This window comes from Novosphingobium organovorum, assembly GCF_022832435.1.
GTDB classification, from domain to species: Bacteria; Pseudomonadota; Alphaproteobacteria; order Sphingomonadales; family Sphingomonadaceae; genus Novosphingobium; species Novosphingobium organovorum.
Map to the genome: position 1 here is coordinate 16,142 of NZ_JALHLF010000041.1, position 16,985 is coordinate 33,126.

The following is a 16,985-nucleotide window of genomic DNA, read 5'->3' on the forward strand; positions in this document are numbered from 1 at the left end:
GCCATCCGCAAAGCAAAGGCCAGGTCTGCGCCAGAGCCGCAACGATGAGCTTTGCCGGCTCCCCCAGCGTGGCGGTCTGGCGCCCCAACGGCCTCGCCGTGCGATGATCGACCACCGTCGCAAGCGCGCAAGCAAGCTCAAGCAAATCGGCACTTTCCATCCCGGCGAGCCAAGAAGGCAGCTGCGATCGAGAAGCCTCTCGTCGGGCCGGGTCGGGATGGATGAGCCCGACAAGACCTCTGAGCTGCGCCCGGTACTCTTCGGGCACGCGGGTCGCCTGCCCCCTCACCAGGGGCTCGCCACACACGTCGCACAAGTCAACGCCCAGAGTGCGGCGCCATTCCAGACGGTGATTGCACGAAGGGTTCGGGCACCGGTCCAACAGGTATTCCCAGCTCTCCTCGCAAAACGGGAAGATCCGAACATTCCAAAGCGCCCGGTGATGCGCGGAATTGGCAAGGCTGGCGGGCGAATAGCGCCGATAGGCAAAATGCAGCAGATCCCTGGGCACTTCGACACCAAACATGTTGAGAGCGGCCGCGCCGAGCGACCAGTTGGGGGAATGGTGATGAAGTTGTGCGGAGTCGACACGCAGGCAATCCGCGAGCACGTCCAGCCCCTCCTTGCTGCCAAAGGAGGCATGCTGACGGCCGGTTGCCTCGGCGCCGGCGAGTTGGGTCAACTCCGCCATTCGCGGAAAGTGATGCGCCGCTGCTATACGCGCCACATATCCATCGAGGGACTCTCCCTCGATGATCGGCATCGCGCGAGACACGCGCCAAGGAGCCACGCTCTCCATCAGCGTGCCTCCTTGAACGGATTGTAAGTGCAGAACTGGCGCCGGATGCAATACGCGTCCACAGCTTCGGCCAGATCGTCGACATGAATGCTTTCGCGGCCATCGTGCAGGGCAGCGCCCATTGCGTGGCGCACGATCTTCGCAATTCGCCGAAGGCGTCCTTCCGAAGCTTTCCAGAGCGGCTCCGCGACGCGTTCACTGGCCAGGCCGGAAAGGCGCGCCATCAATCCTTCCTTGACCATGGCCGTGTCGAGCTCGGAGACAAAATCGATGAAGAGGGCCCGTTCGCTTTTCATCTTCCATCGCATCGGCAACAAATCGATTTCGTCGTCCAACCGCTCCATCAGTTCGGGAGCAGAACCGAGCACATCTCCTGCGTCCTCGGATCCGACGAAAGCAACAGGTGCGATGCCCGCATCCATGATGCGCTGGCGAATTGCCGTAGCGATAGCCCGGCTCATGGTCGGGCGACGGTTCGCTCGGTTGAACTCGTCAAAGACGAATAGCTGCACGCCGCAACGTTCGGCCTCGGCAATCGCCCTCGACCATCGAACTTTCTCCGAACCGGCTTCGGGCCGTGCCGCCCCCAGGGCCCGCAGGATCGATGTCGGCACGGAATCCGTCGTGCCCGCGTGATCGATCTCGACATGCAACAAGGGTAAGTCCCCCTGCGCAGCGCAGGCCTCAAGGCGTAACCGGAGGGCCTCAACGGCTTGTGTCTTGCCGCAGCCATGCGGTGCGACCATCATCGCACCTCCGCATGGAGCCCCAGGCGGGCGTCCGATTGCGGCGATACGCACCTCGTCCAGCGTCGCGACCGCCGTCGTCTGGGGGGTATAGTCGACCCGGATAGCGTCAAATCTGGCTTTGGCCGTGGCGACCCGCTCGACACGCTGCGAATGGGTTTCCTCGTGGTCATAGGAAAAATGGGCAGGGCCACTCATTGGTAGCCTCCCTTCTTCGCAAAAGTTCGCCCGCTCTCTGACGGGAGGCTGATCTCCGCTTCGCCCTCCTCGCGCCGCTCCTCGGCCAAGCGCCGTGCTCGTAAATCCTTGTTCTTAGTCGCCGGCTTGGGTGTCGGCCGGGAAGAGAGAATTTCCTGATCGACACAGGTAAGCGCCGCGCGGTCGGTGCCGATAAAGTCGCTCAAAGAGCTCTGAGGTAGATCGGTATCAAGCAGGTGCACGAGATTGCCTGTGATGCTTCGAATGCGCGGGATTTCCAACAATTCGCCTAGCCGCTTGCGAGATTCAGCTTTCGCACCCGGGTGAATGCCTCCCTGACCGCTTGAATGGTCCGCCCGCGGGCCAGCAAGCGCTGCTCTTCGGTGTTGAATGCCCGGCTCTGATCGCGCGCTTCTTTGGCGATCTTCTCGTGTAAAAAGAGAGGCATTCCATCCGCGTAACGCTCGTCGCTGCACTTGAGGGCGACATATTTGCGGGTAACTCGATTCCAGACATAGATCCGGCTGATGTCCATCGGATCAAAACGAAAATCGACGGTAGCCGTCGCATCATCCCGCATCGACCGCCGCGGCTCGAGGCAAGCCAAATCGTTCAGCAGTTCCAGAACCGCGTCGATGTCGTGATACCGCAAGCCACCGAAGGCTCGGATACCCGAGGGTGAAAGCTGAGCCTTCTGCACTATCTCCAACGTGTCACGACGGAAGGACTCAAAATCCGTAAAGTTCATCACGCCTTCGCCGTCGATGTCTCTTGCGAACATCATCGCAGGCTGCCGCCAACCGATGCCTTCATGGGGCTCAACATTGTAGTTCGCGATTACCTGGTTGGAAAAAGCCTCCAGTTCATCGAGCATCACGACCGCCTGCTCTTCCGCATCGTAACCCCAGCGTCGTGCGTCCCGAAGCGACAGCACTCTTCCCGGCAAGTTCCGGCAAATTTGATCGTTGATCGTCTTGATGGCCCGTTCGACTATCGCCCGATATCGCGGCCTTTTAACCGGACAGAAACGTACCGAAAATCCAGCGGACTTCGCTGCGGCCTCCATCGTATGGCTTCTAAATTCGATGGCATTATCTACGATTATCTCGACGAATCTCCCGCGTAAATTGACAAGAACGGGATACTGTTCAGCCATGCGTGGAGGTGGCTTCTTCGGAAGCACCGCCCGACGCAAAACTTCGCCTACGGTCCAAGTCGATGGCGGAAAGAAGGAAATGACCCAGGCCACGATAGCGCGCGTCTTCACGTCAATGGCTATCGACAGCCAAGGGCGGCCCAAAACCATTTCAAGCTTAGGGCAAACGGCATCAACGTCGAGACGGGTGTGGTCGATGATAACGCGCTGCATCGCGCAATCCGCGGTCAGAGGCGCTCCTCCGCCGAGCCAGTCTTGCTCCTTCGCCTGCTCTTCAACGATTTCCGGAAGCGTAAGGCTGGATTTCAGTCGGTTAAAGTAGCGCCGCACGGTCCGCTCAGAAGGTGTCTTCAGACGCCCCCGGGGCGCGGCGGTTGTCGGATCGTTACCCTGATTGATTTGGGAAATCCGGAAGTGAAGCCTGGCGTGGATGTCACGAACCTTCTGTCCGCGTTTATGCCCTTCAAGGCAACACAACCAGGTAAGTTGCTGCGCCAGCCCATCCGCCCTGACATTGGACACATCCTGGCCATTGAACCGCATCATGTCACGGGGATGGCGCGCCCCCGGACTGCCGCAGTTCGCGTAATAATGGCGGACCGTTCGCGGTGGATCATGAGGGCCGTATTTCTGAACGTGCTCTTTGGTCCAGGCAATCTTGAGGCAGCGGGCAATAGCCTGATCGCCCTTCAGAACTTTATGGTCGTCCAGGATTGTGCATTGGACCGCCATCCGAACGGCGAACGGATCCATTTCTTCAACCTGATCTATTGCCCACTCCGCTTGCTCTTTGGCGGACTGCAGCGGCGTGCCGTTCTTCCGACGTTGAAGGATGATTTTTCCTGTCCGAAGCAGCTCTTGATAATCTTCGTTCGTAGGCAGAGCCTTGCTGCCATCGTGTTGGATGCACTGAAAATATTCGCCGGTGACGTAATGCTGGAAGCGGAGCCGTCCGCCGAGATAGCCTTCCGGAGAATAGGGCACGCCGTTGATTTCAACGACCGTGTTCGGTTCGAATTTTTCAAAGCTCATCGTCAATCCTTTGGCTCGATGACGCGCACAGGTTCGCTGTCACGCCGATTGGGCGGACAGTTCCCGTCGGTCTTTCAGGGCAAATTGGCGCAAGCTGGGTCGCCAGCGCCGATCGAGGCGTCAGTGGAGGGTCAGCGGTGTCGCATCGAACAGGGGCTGGGTGAGATCGATCTCGACACGCCGAGCAACCGTCAAAGCCTGGACGAGAGCCTCTCCCCACCTGGGGTGGCCAGGCTCCAGCACAGCCGCCAGCTCGCCATAGGTCAGAGCGCGGATGTTCTGCTCGAGGAGGTCTTCAAAGCGGCGCTCATGCCGCCTTTCGATCGTGACAAATGCCCGCGACGCAAAGAGCGTTACGTTCCTGCGGTGGATCAAGCTGCAGAAGACGTCCCGCCCAAAGACGATCTTGAAATCCCATCCCTGTCGATTGCAAAGCTGGCCGACCGCTACGAGCTTTTGCTTGTATTGAGGGTCTGCCAGATCACGCTCATCCCGCTTGATTTCGACGATCGTGATTTTCCCATCCGGGCCAATCAACTCGACATCGGCGGTATATTCCTGCCACCCATCTTCGCCGATGAACCGAAACCGTACCGATTCCGTCGCCACCCGCACGACATTGAAATCGACTTCGGCGCGGGTGATGAAGGCCAGCTGCGACGTCCCCTCCCAGTGCAGCAGGCGTCGCCCTTTCCGGCTCGCGAACCAGCCATTCTCGTGTTTCTGGCCCCCGTTGAAAGTGCGCAACGGGCCGTTGTCAGGCGCTCGAATGATTTCGAAATCCGCGACTTGCGTATCGCGGTCCCGGACGAACCTGGTCGCATTCCTGGCTGAACGGCGCTCATTGGGCGCATCTTGCTCAGCTTGGTGTTCGGCACGAACACCATCATTGTCTTGATAGTCCATTGATCATCTCCGCCTGACCGTTGCCGTGGAAAACACGCGCAAGGAGGCATGGCCCGGGCCCAGCCCGAACCTTGACAAAAATGGCGAAATGAAGGAGATCAGGAGTTGATAAGGTCTCTGATCTTTCAAAGGTCCCGTTGTTACCGCAGCGGGGCCTTTTTCATTCCGCAGTTAGCGCACTGCTTTCAGTGCCTTGATGCAGCTACGGAATCATGTGGCGCCTCCCGTCTGCTCGCAATAGTGGGAAGGCCAGAGTTGAGCGGGCGTAAAGCCTGCCTCCTTGGCCAAGGCCTCCTCGATCCGCTTGGAGCGGCTACGACCCTTGGAAACCAGCGAGACTGACGTTGGCGAAACATCGAGGCTCCGCGCGACATCGGAAATGGAACTGCCTCGTACGCCGAGAGCCCATTTGATATGCTCATGCTGGGATACGCGTTCCATTTCGTCCTCACCGATTTGAAGCTCAGCCATGCGGCCCACTACGAGTTCAATTTCAGTGATTCTGGAAATGCGCGAGCATAGGTCAAGATGGCACAAAAATAACCTGTGCAAAAAATCAATTGCAACAGGACATGATAACATCAGGCAGCCATCTGAAATTTCTCAGCGGCTCGTTGCACAATGGCATTTTAGATCCGTAAGCGCAATTACCATTATGCAATTGCATAAGGGTGTATTTTTGCAACAAGCAGAAACATTCATTACTTCAAATCTCAGCGCAAACTTGCAAGGAAGCTCGTAGGTACCAGCTCTACGTGAGCTGACAATGGCGGGCGCAAAACGAAAGCATTGGGAATTCTGGGAAAATTCCAAATGCGCACGAGATGCCATTCCTCACGCCTCCTTTCAGCCACGGCCATTTCATTGCGGGTGATGTGAAAAGGTGTCCGCTCCCAACCATTCGTGGTTTTCACCTCGAGCAACCGATCACGCCCGTCCGGCTCGAAGCTCGCGATATCGTAGCCAAACCCATCGCCATCCTGAACCGACGTCCAACGGACCCGCTCGGCCAAATCATCCCGCCCAAGCTGACGCAATGTCGTGCGCTCATGCGCCAGAATGAGTTCTTCTCCGGCCTTACCGAGCGCTCGATTCCTGGCGTCGCGTTCCGCCACATCGTATTTGCGGCCAATCGCAGCCATAAATTCCGGATCGACTAGAGGCGGCTCATTTCGCTGCGCGGGCGGCGGCCCCATCCAAAGAGGTGCCGTTTCCCTCAGCCTCGCCGAAGAGGCATCGGCCTTGGGCCTGAGCCAATCAGGATGCTCGTCAAGCCAGCGCAATACGCCATCGACCAAGGCATTCTGGAAATTGGCCGCTGGCTTGTAGCCCTCGATCCATGGCTGACCCAGTCCGAGCATCACTGCGCTGATGTTCTGATGCTTGAACTCAATCGAACCGCGGCTGCGCGGGACCAACTGCTGCAGACCTCGGTTTCTCGCGGCCTTGTTGACGGCCTCGCCCGCCAACTCCATTCGCAGCATCGCGAAGTAGTCCGCGACGATCAGGTCAATTTCGCTGTCAGACCAAGGCTTTGTCATCAGCGATGACTAGGCTCATCCTGCAACCTTGACCAGGCCGCACCTGATGACGGCCAGGAATTTTCGCGCGACAAAAACTCGGGACACAGGTCCCGCCAGGCGATACAATCGCGAAGCTTCAAAAGGATTTGGTCGTGCAGATAAACACCGAAGAAGGCTTACGCGCCGGACGCTTACTGCACGAAAAGTATGGAAGCTGGCCGAAAGTTCGCGAAGCCTTGAAATTGCAGAAGGCCCAAAGGGCTGCAGAACAATCCTCGGAACCAGAACGCTCCGAGTTGAATGAGCAAAGCCCCGCCCCCAAAAGCTAGCCGCACAACTCCAACATATCGGACACGGCTGACGCCACTCCTATGCCGCGCGCGCCCTCCGACATGATTGGCGCAAGGCAGCCAAGCGGTACAAGCCGCCAGCTCGCAATGAACGCTCCTTCGCTATCGTTCAGCCGTCAAAATCCGGCGCCCAAGTGCGGTCCATCCGCTAACCGGCAGGTCGCGACCCATTCAAGCCGCTCAGCCGCCGATTTCAGCTCTCTACTACCGGACGGTCCGCTTGCCTTCATCGCACGCGCGAGTTTGGCCGATTCAAGCCCCCTACGTCCACAGCACGACAACCGCATTATAGGCCATGTGCAGCAGCATGGCAGGGACAAGGCGTTTTGACTTTTTGAAGATCAGGCAGTTCGACACACCTAAAAGCATCACCGGAAGCCACGCGATGACTGGGTGATAGATTGCAAAGAAGGCCCCGCTTGCCAAAACGGCTTTCCACCCGCCCCAATGGCGGTCCAGCGCCCGGAACAGCAGGCCGCGAAAGAGATATTCTTCTGCGATTGGCGCAAAGGCGATGGCCATCACGGCGTATCCGACAACCATGCCGGGTATGCTGGCCATGTGCCGTCTAGAAGCTTGAACAGTCTCGGCAACGGAAGGGATGAACTGGATGATTTCCATGTAGAAATGCGCAAACACACCCAGAACCAATCCCCCACCCGCGCCAAGTAGCAGCCAGCGCGCTTCACCCCGGCCTGCGGCAAAGACGGATCGAAAGAGAGGCAATCCCGAACTGAGGCTTGGCCAGGTCAAAATCTGGGAGAGCGTGACCCCACGCCGGGCAAGGAAGCTGGCAACCCCAATCGACACACCGGTGGCTGCGAGGGCGTAACCAAGACTTTGCGCAACGCCCAAACTGGCTGTTCCTCCAACGACATACACCAAGGCGGTAATCAAGGAAGCGCACTCGACCAGAATGCTGATCGCCACCATCGCGTGCATAAGCGTGGGCGGCGGCGGCAGTTCTTCCGACCAGGGATCGAAGAGATAGGGCAGTCTCGCTCGAAAATTTTCCCACATCGCTGCGGCCGTGACCCACGAGTAGACGATGCCGACGATCGCCAGATGCCACTGCTGCGTGCAAATGCCGATGGCAAAAGTGAGCATGCCGAGTTGAGCGGCCCATCGCCGCCCCGACGAGATTTTTTGCGGCTCGCCGGATTCCGAGGTCACCGTGACCAGCGTAACCGCCTTTTCTGCCATGCTTCGGGCAAAGAAGGACCATCCCACAGCGACGAGTGCAATCTTTGCGATTTCATACGGAAATGCCCAGCAAGCCCAGAGCAAAATCAGCAATACGAGCCCTGTGGCGATCATCGACCAGAGCCAGGCCTTGGCCTTCAAAACAGCTTCCAATCCGCGCGGCCACGTCAATGCGATCCAGAGAGCAGGCCCTTCCGAAGCCAGTGATTTGGGCCCCAGTATCCAAAGGAAATAGGTGCCGAAAAAGATGGCGACGCCGCACAGATAATTCCAGGAATCGCCAGCGTGCTCGAGAAAACCACGCAGGTTAAAGAGCTGAAAGCCGGCAATAGTCACCGGGATGAGGATTGTTTGCACGATGGCACTGCGATCGCGCAAGAACCACAGATATTCCTTGCGGAACAAAGGGGCTCGCCCGAATTTTCCGGTAGGTGCTTGAACCACGGCCAGCACGTCCGAAGCGAATGCCCCGCTGAGTCCACGGCGGATGGAGCGCGCACAAAAGACAATCGATGTGGCAATCAGAAATGCGCTAAGCCCCCAGCAAAGCAGCATTCCCCGCAGAAACGAGAACGTTCCGTCCGGCGCCAGGCCCAGAAACAGCCTCAAGAAAGGCCAAGGCAAGCGGTCGGCCATTTCCGCCCAATTGCCAAGCGCAAAGACAGCCCGATCTATGATGCGGGGCAGGAAAAACATCCCCAGAAGTGAGGCAAAGCCAAACCAGCTCAGGATGCCGATAACGGCACCGCGGCTACGTGCGGGCAACCGCAAGATTGCGCCGACTTCGCACGCCTTCCCAACGCACGCGGCCGCAATGGCCACTGGAATTCCGAGAAGAAACACCGCGAGCAGCCCGGAAAGGAGACCGTGCGCTGCACCGTATAGGATGCCGACATACAGGGGGGCGGTCCAATAGACTGGATTGGCCGCAAGGGGCGATAGCATTTCGGCAAAGAACACTGCGCCGGCGCTGACCGGGTGACTGAGCAGCCACTCCCATATCGGATGACGCCGGCGTTGTAGATCGAGCTCCAGCCCCTCTCCCTGGCAAACAATCATGGCGAACCACCAGACCAACATCAACGAGCCGAGCATCGCGCTCGACGGGCCTGACCCGACAACTTGGGAAATGCCCGGAGACGCATCCTCGCGCGTGACAAGATCCTGACTGCCCGACCTTGCCACAGCGCTTCGCAGCTTGCGTTCAACGTCCGCCTTCTGCCCACCGTCGCGTTCGGCAATATCTTGCGCTTCGGCCTCGAAATAGCTTTCGAGAGCGATGCTCGTATAGTTGGGGCCCAGGTTCGTGATGCCCTCGACCGTTTGCACGCGCCGATAGAAGTCATCGCTGACGATGATATGCCCGGTGTACACGACGTCGAGGCGTTGGCCTGCCTCGACCGCCGAAATCAACGCGAATGCCGCCATCCCATGCAGAAAGGCCGAAAATCCGATCGCCAAGAGCAAGGCGAAGGGCGACCAGTTCGTTGCCCCACGATTGTTCAGCAATTGCTGCTGGCGTCTCTGGCGCCCCTTGGCGCGCGTTCGCGAGGCCTGCAAAAGCAGTCCGAGCGTCTTCCAGAAGCCGATTGCAGCGCCCGCGCCGGTCATGCTTGGTGAGGCCGTGCGGTCAATTTGAGGAACAGCGTCTCTAGCGTATCCACCTTGTGCAGAGCCTGCAGGTCCGCCAGAGCGCCCTGCGCAACCAAAGTGCCTTCGTTGATGATCAGGGCATGCGAGCAAAGGCGGGAGACGTGATCCATGAGGTGCGTCGAGAACAGCACTGTCGTTCCAGCAGACGCGCACTCTTCGATTATGTCATAAAAGAGGTGTGTGGATTCGACATCGAGCCCGTTCGTCGGCTCGTCGAGAACCAGCAGTTGTGGCCGATGCAGCATGGCCAGAAGCAATCCCAGCTTCTTCTTCATGCCCCTCGAGAAATCTTCGGCATAATTGTCGAGGTCGTCGGCGAGCCGCAAGCGCCGGGCCAGCGGTTCGATCCAATCCATAGCGTCATAGGGATCAAGCCCATGCATTCCAGCGCTCAATTCAAGCAGTTCGCGTCCCGACATGTATGAATAGAAGACAGGTTCGTCCGGCAGAAAGCCGATCAGTCGTTTGACGGCAACGCGCTCCTCGAACGCATCAAGCCCTCCGACTTCGAGTTCACCCGAGCTCGCCTTGAGAATTCCCATAAGCAGCCGAAACAAGGTGGTCTTGCCCGCACCGTTGGGGCCCAGGAGGCCGCAAATCTGACCGCTCGGGACCGTGAACGAAACATCGCAGAGTGCAACCTTGTCGCCGAAGGTTTTGGTCACGCCATCTACTTTGACGATATTAACCGGAAGCCCTTCTTTGTGAAGGGATCCCGCAGCTTGCATTTCCATTGAACCTATACCCCCACTTGCGTCATCCATCGCGCGAGTTGGCAATATTTTCAACGGTATATTTAGGTACTCTAGGATTGTCCTTTCTGCTTCGACGTTCGACCCTTCCCGGTCGTTCAAACGCCGACGCCCAATCCCCAGGTGCAGACGTTCTGCTATCCCGACGCTGCTGCAATCTGGACATTCAGTTGCTACCGAGAGACCGGGAACAAGAAGCGCTCGCTCCGCAATAATCGCCGGATAAATTGCTGAGCCAGACGGAACTGCCGTCCGGCTCAGCAAGCGTCATTCCTTCAGCACGAATTTGTCTCCGGAATAAACCCTTACCGCATTGCCGCGTTCGAGATCTTGATGGGCCTGCCATTGCGACCGTTTTTCGCTGTCATTGGCTTTCCCACGCCGTTCTTCCAACATGATCGCCAACTTCATTCGCGCCAGCCTTCGGTTGGCGTGTTGGGATCGTTGCTCCTGGGCCGTGGCCACGAGGCCAGTCGGCCGATGCGTGGCCCGCACCGCACTGTCTGCCTTGTTGACATGCTGGCCACCTGGGCCGCTGGCACGCATCGCCTGATAATCGATGTCCTCATCCTTCAGGTCGATGATCGCATCAGGCTCGGGCGCAAGCGCTACGCCAACAAACCAGTTACGCCGTTTGTGGCGTGGGCGAAAGGGGCTGGTCCCGATCCACTGGTTGGAACCTATGCGCTTAGCAGCAAAGCTTGATGCTGCCTCGCCCTTGATGCGAAGGAGGATGGAGGCTGGCAAATCCTCCAAACCATCGAGCGCTTCGCATTCAAGGCACATGTCCCTAGCCTCCTTTGCGAAAGCGAGCGCCAGTTGTGCCACTACCCAGTGGCATTCCTTCGGGCCCTTGCCCGCCGTGAGGTGCAAGATCACTTCGCTCATGCCGCCCTCGTCTTGTAGCTGAGAAGGGGACGAAGCTTGGCGATTACACGGATCAGGCCGGCCCCCTCCAGATCTGCGATGACCATGCCGATGTCCTTGTAGGCATGGGGAGCCTCTTCGAAGATCAAGCGGCGATCCTCGCAGATGACATGGCTGCCCAGCGCGGTGCGCTGCATGTCCGCGATATTGAAACGGCGCGAAAGGCGGGCATGGGCATCCTTGCGGCTCCACTTACGGCCCGCGCCATGGGCGAGCGAATGGAGGGCCTTGTCGGCATTGTCCGCGATAGGTTCCACCAGATAGCTGAAATCCCCTCGCGAGCCCGGGATGGTGACTAAGCCCTGATCAGCAGGCGCAGCCCCCTTGCGGTGCAACCACCCGCCTTGATGGGGCGAGACGCTGTTATGGCAAATGTCGAGCACCTTTCGGCCGTCAATGCCAAGACTTTCGCAAAAGCGCTTGGCGATGATCTGACGGTTCACAACCGCCCATCCCAGCGCAGCATCATGCTGGGCAAGATAGGCCGTAGCCTCCGGGCTTTTCTTAGGTATTCCACGGCTGATTTCCAGCTGTCGATGGGCTTGCAGGACAGCTTGCCCCAGTCCTCGCGAACCGCTGTGCACCATCATCCAGACCCTGTCGTGCCGCAAGCCAAGAGCCGCAAAGCGCGCCTCGTCCGCCACCACCTCGATCCGCTGGAATTCGACGAAATGGTTGCCCCCGCCAATGGTGCCCAGCGCGGGGCTGGCCAGTTCCGGAGGCAACCCCGCTTCTGTCAGAGCCGCTTGGCCATTGCCCGACCAAGGAGCGTCCAGCCCCTGCAGTTTGCGCTCTACGGTCCCGAGCCGGAACTTGCGCAATGGCGATGTGGTCTCCCACAAGGACATGCCGCAGCCGATGTCACTGCCGACCAGGTGGGGCCAGATGCGACTCCGTGACCAGAAGACCGCCCCCACGGCAATACCATTGCCGGCGTGGAGATCGGGCAGGCCGACAACGCGGTCCATACCCTCGTAATCCGCGGTTGCCTGGAGTTGGTCGAGTGAGAGAGGATCGAACCGCGATGGATCGTTAGCGATCAGGGAGATCGAACTCATCGTGCACCTCCCCGGCCATTGACCGTTCCGGAGATCAGCATCGCCTCAAGTACGGCCATATCCTTGAGAACCCCGTCTCGCGGATCGACGAACAGCTCACGACGCCGGAACCATTGCCCCCGGCGCCCCAGAACCTGGCCTTCGAACATCCATTCGCCATAACGCCCGATCGAAATGCGGGTCAGCACGAAATCCTCTAGATGTTCGCGTACGTGCATCTTGATCGTGCTGCCCGTGTCGAGCTTGGCGCAGATCTCACTGAAAACGGCATCCCACTGACGCCCGCGCTGGCTCCGCAGGTAGCGAACCAAGGGGGCGAGGTTCTCATTCAATGACTTGGTGTATGGCGCACTGATGCGGACATGGCGCTTGAGCCCGATATGACATGCGTCGGCGTGAGGCATCCTTTTCAATTTGGGAGAAGCGGCGTGGCTTGCACCCCAGCGGGGGCGTTCGACGATCACCTTGAACATGTCATCACGCATGACAACCCTCCCCGAAGAGAGGTGTGGCAACGACGGAAAGTCTGGAAAAATCAGCAGCGCAAAGGCCGCGAAAAGCAATCAGGCGAGAAGTGTCGCCCTTGAGGCAATTGCCCATGCAATCTGTTCCTGAACACAGGGAAATGAGAAGTTGTTTTCGTCGCGGTCAAATGCTGCGCGCATGGCTTTCTCCTTTCCTCGTTCAAAAACAGGCCGATATTGGCTGGTGCTCACTTATTGCAGATTGCCGATAGACGCAAGGCCGGAGTCTCAACCATTCGGAATGGACGCCGGAACCCGGCTTTTGTCGACCCATTCCGGTCGCTCGGCCGCCGGTTTTAGATCCTCAGGTGCAGACGGTCCGCTATTCCGGGGCCTATCGGAAAAGCAAGGCATCCATGCCCTTGCCGGTGACGGCAAATCTCGCTCCAGCTGCCGCTCGATGGATTGCCGGGATGAAAGAGCGTCCGGGTTTAATCCGGCGACTTGCGCTGAGACAAGCAGGTTTCCGCATGGGCACGCGTCAATTTGCGTCAGATTCCTCTCCGTCGCGCTGTCCTACGCCGCTCACCTTTTTTGCAGCGATTTTGGCACTTTCGGCCTTCAGCGGACGCGAAACCGGGCACACTTCCTGGGCATAGCTGTTGAGCGTGTTGAGCAGGTTATCCGGGACCAGCCGGTAGAACACGAACTGCCCCCGCTTTTCGCTCGCGACCAGTCCGGCATTTTCCAACACCGCCAGATGCTGGGATACCGCAGGCTTCGACATTTCGAACCGGGAGGCGATATCGCCGGCACTGAGTTCGGCATGGCTGAGGTACGCAAGAATCTTGCGACGCGGCGTTGACGCCAAGGCTTCGAACACTTTCTGCATAAGGCTTATTTAAGGAATGAGCTAATCACTTGACAAGGGTCGTTAGGTAATTAAGCAATGAACTAATTACCTCGGAGATTGCAATGCCCGACGTGTTCCCCGGTCAAGCCCCATCAGCATCGCCCAAAACGACGGTGAACAGCCTGGTCGAGATCGCCGGCTGCAGCCCGGTCGAGGGGAAGGTTCGATGGGATCCGGTCCATTCGGCCTGGAACGGGAGCATGATGGCGATCTCACTCATATTGGCCCCGGTCTTTGTCAGTTGGTCGGCGCTGGCCATGTTCCTTGTATTGACAGGGGCATCGCTTCTGCTGGGCCACAGCATCGGCTTCCATCGTCTGCTGATCCATCGCAGCTTTGCGTGTCCGCTGTGGCTGGAGCGGGTGCTGGTGTTGGTCGGCACGCTGGTCGGCATGAGCGGGCCATTCTGGATGATCCGCACGCATGACCTGAGAGACTGGGCGCAGCGGCAGAGCGACTGTCACGACTATCTTGCGCATCGGCGCCCCATGTTGATCGATGCTTGGTGGCAGCTACATTGCCATCTCGATTTGGTGTCACCTCCGGCGTTCGACCTTGGGCGGGCCGGGGAGGATCGATTCTACCGCTTCCTGGAGAAGACCTGGATGGTTCAGCAGGTTCCGGTGGGAATTGCCCTGTATCTGGCCGGAGGTTTGCCATGGGTGATATGGGGCGTGTGTGTCCGAGTGAGTGTGTGCGGTACCGGCCACTGGTTCGTCGGTCACCTTGCGCACAGGCGCGGGCCGCAATCTTGGCTGGTAGAAACCGCAGGCGTGCAAGCGCACGACGTCCCCTGGGCTGCGATCCCCACGATGGGTGAGGCTTGGCATAACAATCACCATGCTTTCCCGGGCTCGGCGCGGATCGGGCTCTACCCAGGGCAAAGCGACTGGGGCTATCGAGTGATCGAAGGGTTGGAGAAGCTGGGGCTTGCCTGGGACGTCGTCACGCCCGAAACGATGGCCGCGCGCAAGGAACTGCGCCCGGTTGCGTCGCAGGACCGGCCCGAAAGACAGTTCTCACAAGCAGCGAGGGCCTGAGCCATGCGCAAGCTGCTTTCCTTCGCGGGGCAAGTCTCACCGCTAGTCTATGTTCTGGCCGCGCCGGTGCTGTTGCTGTCGCAGAACCTCATGGTGGCGCTCTGCTATCGCTGGCGAGGCGCGCCGCTCCAAGCCGATGCCGGGTTCTGGCTCCTTCCGCTGCGCCGCCTGGCACAGATGCCAGGTGTAACGGCCATGGAGGCCGCGACGGTATTCGCAGTGGGGGTCGTGGTCGCCTGGGCCTTGGCGGCCCTCTCGTTCCGCCGCGCGAACTGGTCGGGGCGCGGGCACAGGCTGAGCCTGTTTGCCATCTTTCCCGTGATACAGATCATCGTTGTCACAATTCTCTGCGCAATGCCGCGCCAGTCCGAAGGTTCGGAGGAGCAACATGGCGATGCGGTGGATCGGGCCCAGATCCTGCAAGGCGTGCTGACTGGCGTGGCGATCATCGTCGTTGCCGTGCTGATCTCTGCTTTGACGCTGGGCGCCTATGGTTGGGGCCTCTTCGTCGCAACGCCCTTCGCGGTCGGGATGGCGACCGGGTATATCGTGAACCGGCGTGTCCCGCAGACCGGCGCGCGGACCTTGGGGCACGTACTCGTGGCCGGCGCCTTGGGCGGTCTCGCATTGCTCATGTTCGCTTTGGAGGGCTTCATGTGCATCGTCCTGGTCGCGCCGCTCGGTCTGGCTACCGCAGCGATCGGCGGCGTCTTTGGCCGGGCTATCGCTTTGTTCGGACATGACGGCAACAGGCCGCTGATGTCCGTCGCCGTGCTTCCGGCCCTGTTCGCGCTCGAAGCAAGCATGCCGCCCGCGGTGCCTATCGATACGGTCGAGAGCATCGACATTGCCGCTTCGCCGGCCGCGGTGTGGCGGGCGATCACCAGCGAAGCACCCATAGGTCTGTCGCCAGGGCTTCCCGGACTTGCGGGGCTGGCCTACCCCGTCCGCAGCAGTCTCAAGGGCCAAGGCGTCGGCGCCACACGCCTCGGCGTTTTCTCGACAGGGACGGCGGTGGAACGTGTGACAGAATGGAAACCCGGCCGTGTGCTGGCCTTCACGGTCCTTTCTCAACCACCGGCGATGGAAGAGATGAGCCCCTATCGTCACCTCAACACGCCGCACCTAAGGGGGTATGTCGTCACCGGCGATACGCGATACTTACTCTCGCCCCTGCGCAGCGGCGACACGAGGCTTACGCTGCAGTCGCAGACCGTGCTCCGCATCGACCCGATCGCCTATTGGGAGCCGATCGCCCGCTTGGCCTTTCATTTGAACGTCCGGCGGGTGCTAAACAGTGCCAAGATGCAGGCAGAGGGTGAGCGTTTTGAATGAACAAACAGACGCTTTTAGGGAAGCGAATTTGAGGCCCGAACGATGGTATCGGTGGCTCGCGACCCTTGCAAGACACTCAGCCGCCGATTTCGCGTTCCCAGGTGCGGACGTTCCGGTTGTCCTGTCGGAGCGCGTACGCCGGGCCGGTTACAGACTGATGGGTTTGGAGGAGCCAGTCAGCTAAAGGCGACATTGCCGCTTTGACCTAGCCCGGTTAGAAGGCCCTGCCGCTGGCAACTGCCTCGGGCCGGAGATGACGGCAGCTATTTCCCGGCGGGCCAAGAGCTTCGCAGGGAAGCGATCAAGATTTCCGGTGCTGAACTCGCCCAAAGACATCCCGGTCATTGAGGTAAAAAGGCTCATAATGCTCAACTTGTCGGCCACAACCTTACAAATTTTCGAAATTTTTACTGTAAACATGCCGTCATGCCGCACCGACTTTATGCCTTCTCCGCCTCGGAACGTGTTGGCTCGATGTCGCCACCTACTCCATTCACGGCAACAATTGATGAAATCTTAGAAATTTGAGATACAGCGTCACGTTATGGCTAATGTTGAGGCAATAATATAAATGGAGACAACATAAAAATGAAATTCAATAAGGATTTTTACATAAAATCTTATGGGATGTTTACGTTTATTTTGCTCGTCGCAGGGGCGGCAAATCTACTTTACGAAGTAAGATTATTTGGGTTTAGCCATAAATCGCTATTTTTCGTTGCTATGTTAAATGGAATATTTGCTTCGCGAGTGATCCAAAACTGGCATTTGCGCAAGTCCGATGATGGCAGAAAATAAGACAAAATAGGCCGAATATGATCGAACCCGCCACTCGGACCAGCGCGCCGGAAAGGCAAGAATATCCCAGGGCCCGCCATCACAATCGTAAGCGTCTGCCCTAGCCCGTCGGTGACAGAAAATGCCCATTGC

Annotated in this window: 15 protein-coding genes; 2 read left to right on the forward strand and 13 right to left on the reverse strand. The window is 58.8% G+C overall.

Translation table 11 applies throughout. The annotated features are described in order from the left end of the window. Positions 1–798 precede the first annotated feature (798 nt). From MTR62_RS11565 to MTR62_RS11615, 12 genes are all read right to left on the reverse strand, one after another. Positions 799–1,743: a TniB family NTP-binding protein gene (locus tag MTR62_RS11565; RefSeq protein WP_244021002.1), complete on the reverse strand. Its 945-nt coding sequence runs from the start codon at positions 1,741–1,743 to the stop codon at positions 799–801. After that, complete coding sequence (locus tag MTR62_RS11570) at positions 1,740–2,024, reverse strand: hypothetical protein (RefSeq protein ID WP_244021004.1); 285 nt, start codon at positions 2,022–2,024, stop codon at positions 1,740–1,742. The genes MTR62_RS11565 and MTR62_RS11570 overlap by 4 nt, the downstream gene beginning before the upstream one ends. 8 nt (positions 2,025–2,032) lie before the next feature. After that, positions 2,033–3,931: an integrase catalytic domain-containing protein gene (locus MTR62_RS11575; RefSeq protein WP_244021006.1), complete on the reverse strand. Its 1,899-nt coding sequence runs from the start codon at positions 3,929–3,931 to the stop codon at positions 2,033–2,035. A 120-nt stretch (positions 3,932–4,051) separates the two neighbouring features. Continuing rightward, positions 4,052–4,837, reverse strand: a complete 786-nt coding sequence (locus MTR62_RS11580) for a hypothetical protein (protein WP_244021008.1) — start codon at positions 4,835–4,837, stop codon at positions 4,052–4,054. Positions 4,838–5,047: 210 nt separating this feature from the next. Next, positions 5,048–5,419, reverse strand: coding sequence for a helix-turn-helix domain-containing protein (locus MTR62_RS21615; protein WP_407672673.1), 372 nt, complete (start codon positions 5,417–5,419; stop codon positions 5,048–5,050). A 131-nt stretch (positions 5,420–5,550) separates the two neighbouring features. Next, complete coding sequence (locus tag MTR62_RS11585) at positions 5,551–6,378, reverse strand: DUF3883 domain-containing protein (protein ID WP_244021010.1); 828 nt, start codon at positions 6,376–6,378, stop codon at positions 5,551–5,553. Positions 6,379–6,971: 593 nt separating this feature from the next. Next, positions 6,972–9,524: a CPBP family intramembrane glutamic endopeptidase gene (locus MTR62_RS11590; protein ID WP_244021012.1), complete on the reverse strand. Its 2,553-nt coding sequence runs from the start codon at positions 9,522–9,524 to the stop codon at positions 6,972–6,974. Continuing rightward, a complete protein-coding gene (locus MTR62_RS11595) occupies positions 9,521–10,300 on the reverse strand; it encodes an ABC transporter ATP-binding protein (RefSeq protein ID WP_244021014.1) in 780 nt (259 codons plus the stop codon). Before MTR62_RS11595 ends, MTR62_RS11590 begins: the two co-directional genes overlap by 4 nt. A gap of 285 nt (positions 10,301–10,585) precedes the next feature. Beyond that, positions 10,586–11,206: a peptide chain release factor H gene (gene prfH / locus MTR62_RS11600; protein ID WP_244021017.1), complete on the reverse strand. Its 621-nt coding sequence runs from the start codon at positions 11,204–11,206 to the stop codon at positions 10,586–10,588. Further along, entirely contained in the window at positions 11,203–12,303 is a 1,101-nt protein-coding gene (locus MTR62_RS11605) for an RNA ligase RtcB family protein (protein ID WP_244021018.1), read from the reverse strand. Before MTR62_RS11605 ends, prfH begins: the two co-directional genes overlap by 4 nt. Continuing rightward, positions 12,300–12,788, reverse strand: a complete 489-nt coding sequence (locus tag MTR62_RS11610; protein ID WP_244021020.1) for a hypothetical protein — start codon at positions 12,786–12,788, stop codon at positions 12,300–12,302. Before MTR62_RS11610 ends, MTR62_RS11605 begins: the two co-directional genes overlap by 4 nt. A gap of 520 nt (positions 12,789–13,308) precedes the next feature. After that, positions 13,309–13,659: a metalloregulator ArsR/SmtB family transcription factor gene (locus tag MTR62_RS11615; RefSeq protein WP_244021031.1), complete on the reverse strand. Its 351-nt coding sequence runs from the start codon at positions 13,657–13,659 to the stop codon at positions 13,309–13,311. Positions 13,660–13,742: 83 nt separating this feature from the next. Between MTR62_RS11615 and MTR62_RS11620 the strand changes: the two genes are divergently transcribed. Together MTR62_RS11620 and MTR62_RS11625 are read left to right on the forward strand one after the other, a co-directional pair. After that, complete coding sequence (locus tag MTR62_RS11620; RefSeq protein ID WP_244021033.1) at positions 13,743–14,720, forward strand: acyl-CoA desaturase; 978 nt, start codon at positions 13,743–13,745, stop codon at positions 14,718–14,720. Positions 14,721–14,723: 3 nt separating this feature from the next. Next, entirely contained in the window at positions 14,724–16,055 is a 1,332-nt protein-coding gene (locus tag MTR62_RS11625; RefSeq protein ID WP_244021035.1) for an SRPBCC family protein, read from the forward strand. A 671-nt stretch (positions 16,056–16,726) separates the two neighbouring features. On the opposite strand, the gene MTR62_RS11630 is transcribed toward MTR62_RS11625, so the two are convergent. Beyond that, a partial coding sequence (locus MTR62_RS11630; protein WP_244021036.1) for a hypothetical protein occupies positions 16,727–16,985 on the reverse strand: 259 nt, incomplete at its 5' end.

What these genes read in the sequence shown, in the direction of transcription:
- MTR62_RS11565 (WP_244021002.1), bottom strand. Translation starts at nt 1,743, where the DNA reads ATGAGTGGCCCTGCCCATTTTTCCTATGACCACGAGGAAACCCATTCG.
- MTR62_RS11575 (WP_244021006.1), bottom strand. Translation starts at nt 3,931, where the DNA reads ATGAGCTTTGAAAAATTCGAACCGAACACGGTCGTTGAAATCAACGGC.
- MTR62_RS11580 (WP_244021008.1), bottom strand. Translation starts at nt 4,837, where the DNA reads ATGGACTATCAAGACAATGATGGTGTTCGTGCCGAACACCAAGCTGAG.
- MTR62_RS21615 (WP_407672673.1), bottom strand. Translation starts at nt 5,419, where the DNA reads ATGTTATCATGTCCTGTTGCAATTGATTTTTTGCACAGGTTATTTTTG.
- MTR62_RS11585 (WP_244021010.1), bottom strand. Translation starts at nt 6,378, where the DNA reads ATGACAAAGCCTTGGTCTGACAGCGAAATTGACCTGATCGTCGCGGAC.
- MTR62_RS11590 (WP_244021012.1), bottom strand. Translation starts at nt 9,524, where the DNA reads ATGACCGGCGCGGGCGCTGCAATCGGCTTCTGGAAGACGCTCGGACTG.
- MTR62_RS11595 (WP_244021014.1), bottom strand. Translation starts at nt 10,300, where the DNA reads ATGGAAATGCAAGCTGCGGGATCCCTTCACAAAGAAGGGCTTCCGGTT.
- prfH (WP_244021017.1), bottom strand. Translation starts at nt 11,206, where the DNA reads ATGAGCGAAGTGATCTTGCACCTCACGGCGGGCAAGGGCCCGAAGGAA.
- MTR62_RS11605 (WP_244021018.1), bottom strand. Translation starts at nt 12,303, where the DNA reads ATGAGTTCGATCTCCCTGATCGCTAACGATCCATCGCGGTTCGATCCT.
- MTR62_RS11610 (WP_244021020.1), bottom strand. Translation starts at nt 12,788, where the DNA reads ATGCGTGATGACATGTTCAAGGTGATCGTCGAACGCCCCCGCTGGGGT.
- MTR62_RS11615 (WP_244021031.1), bottom strand. Translation starts at nt 13,659, where the DNA reads ATGCAGAAAGTGTTCGAAGCCTTGGCGTCAACGCCGCGTCGCAAGATT.
- MTR62_RS11620 (WP_244021033.1), top strand. Translation starts at nt 13,743, where the DNA reads ATGCCCGACGTGTTCCCCGGTCAAGCCCCATCAGCATCGCCCAAAACG.
- MTR62_RS11625 (WP_244021035.1), top strand. Translation starts at nt 14,724, where the DNA reads ATGCGCAAGCTGCTTTCCTTCGCGGGGCAAGTCTCACCGCTAGTCTAT.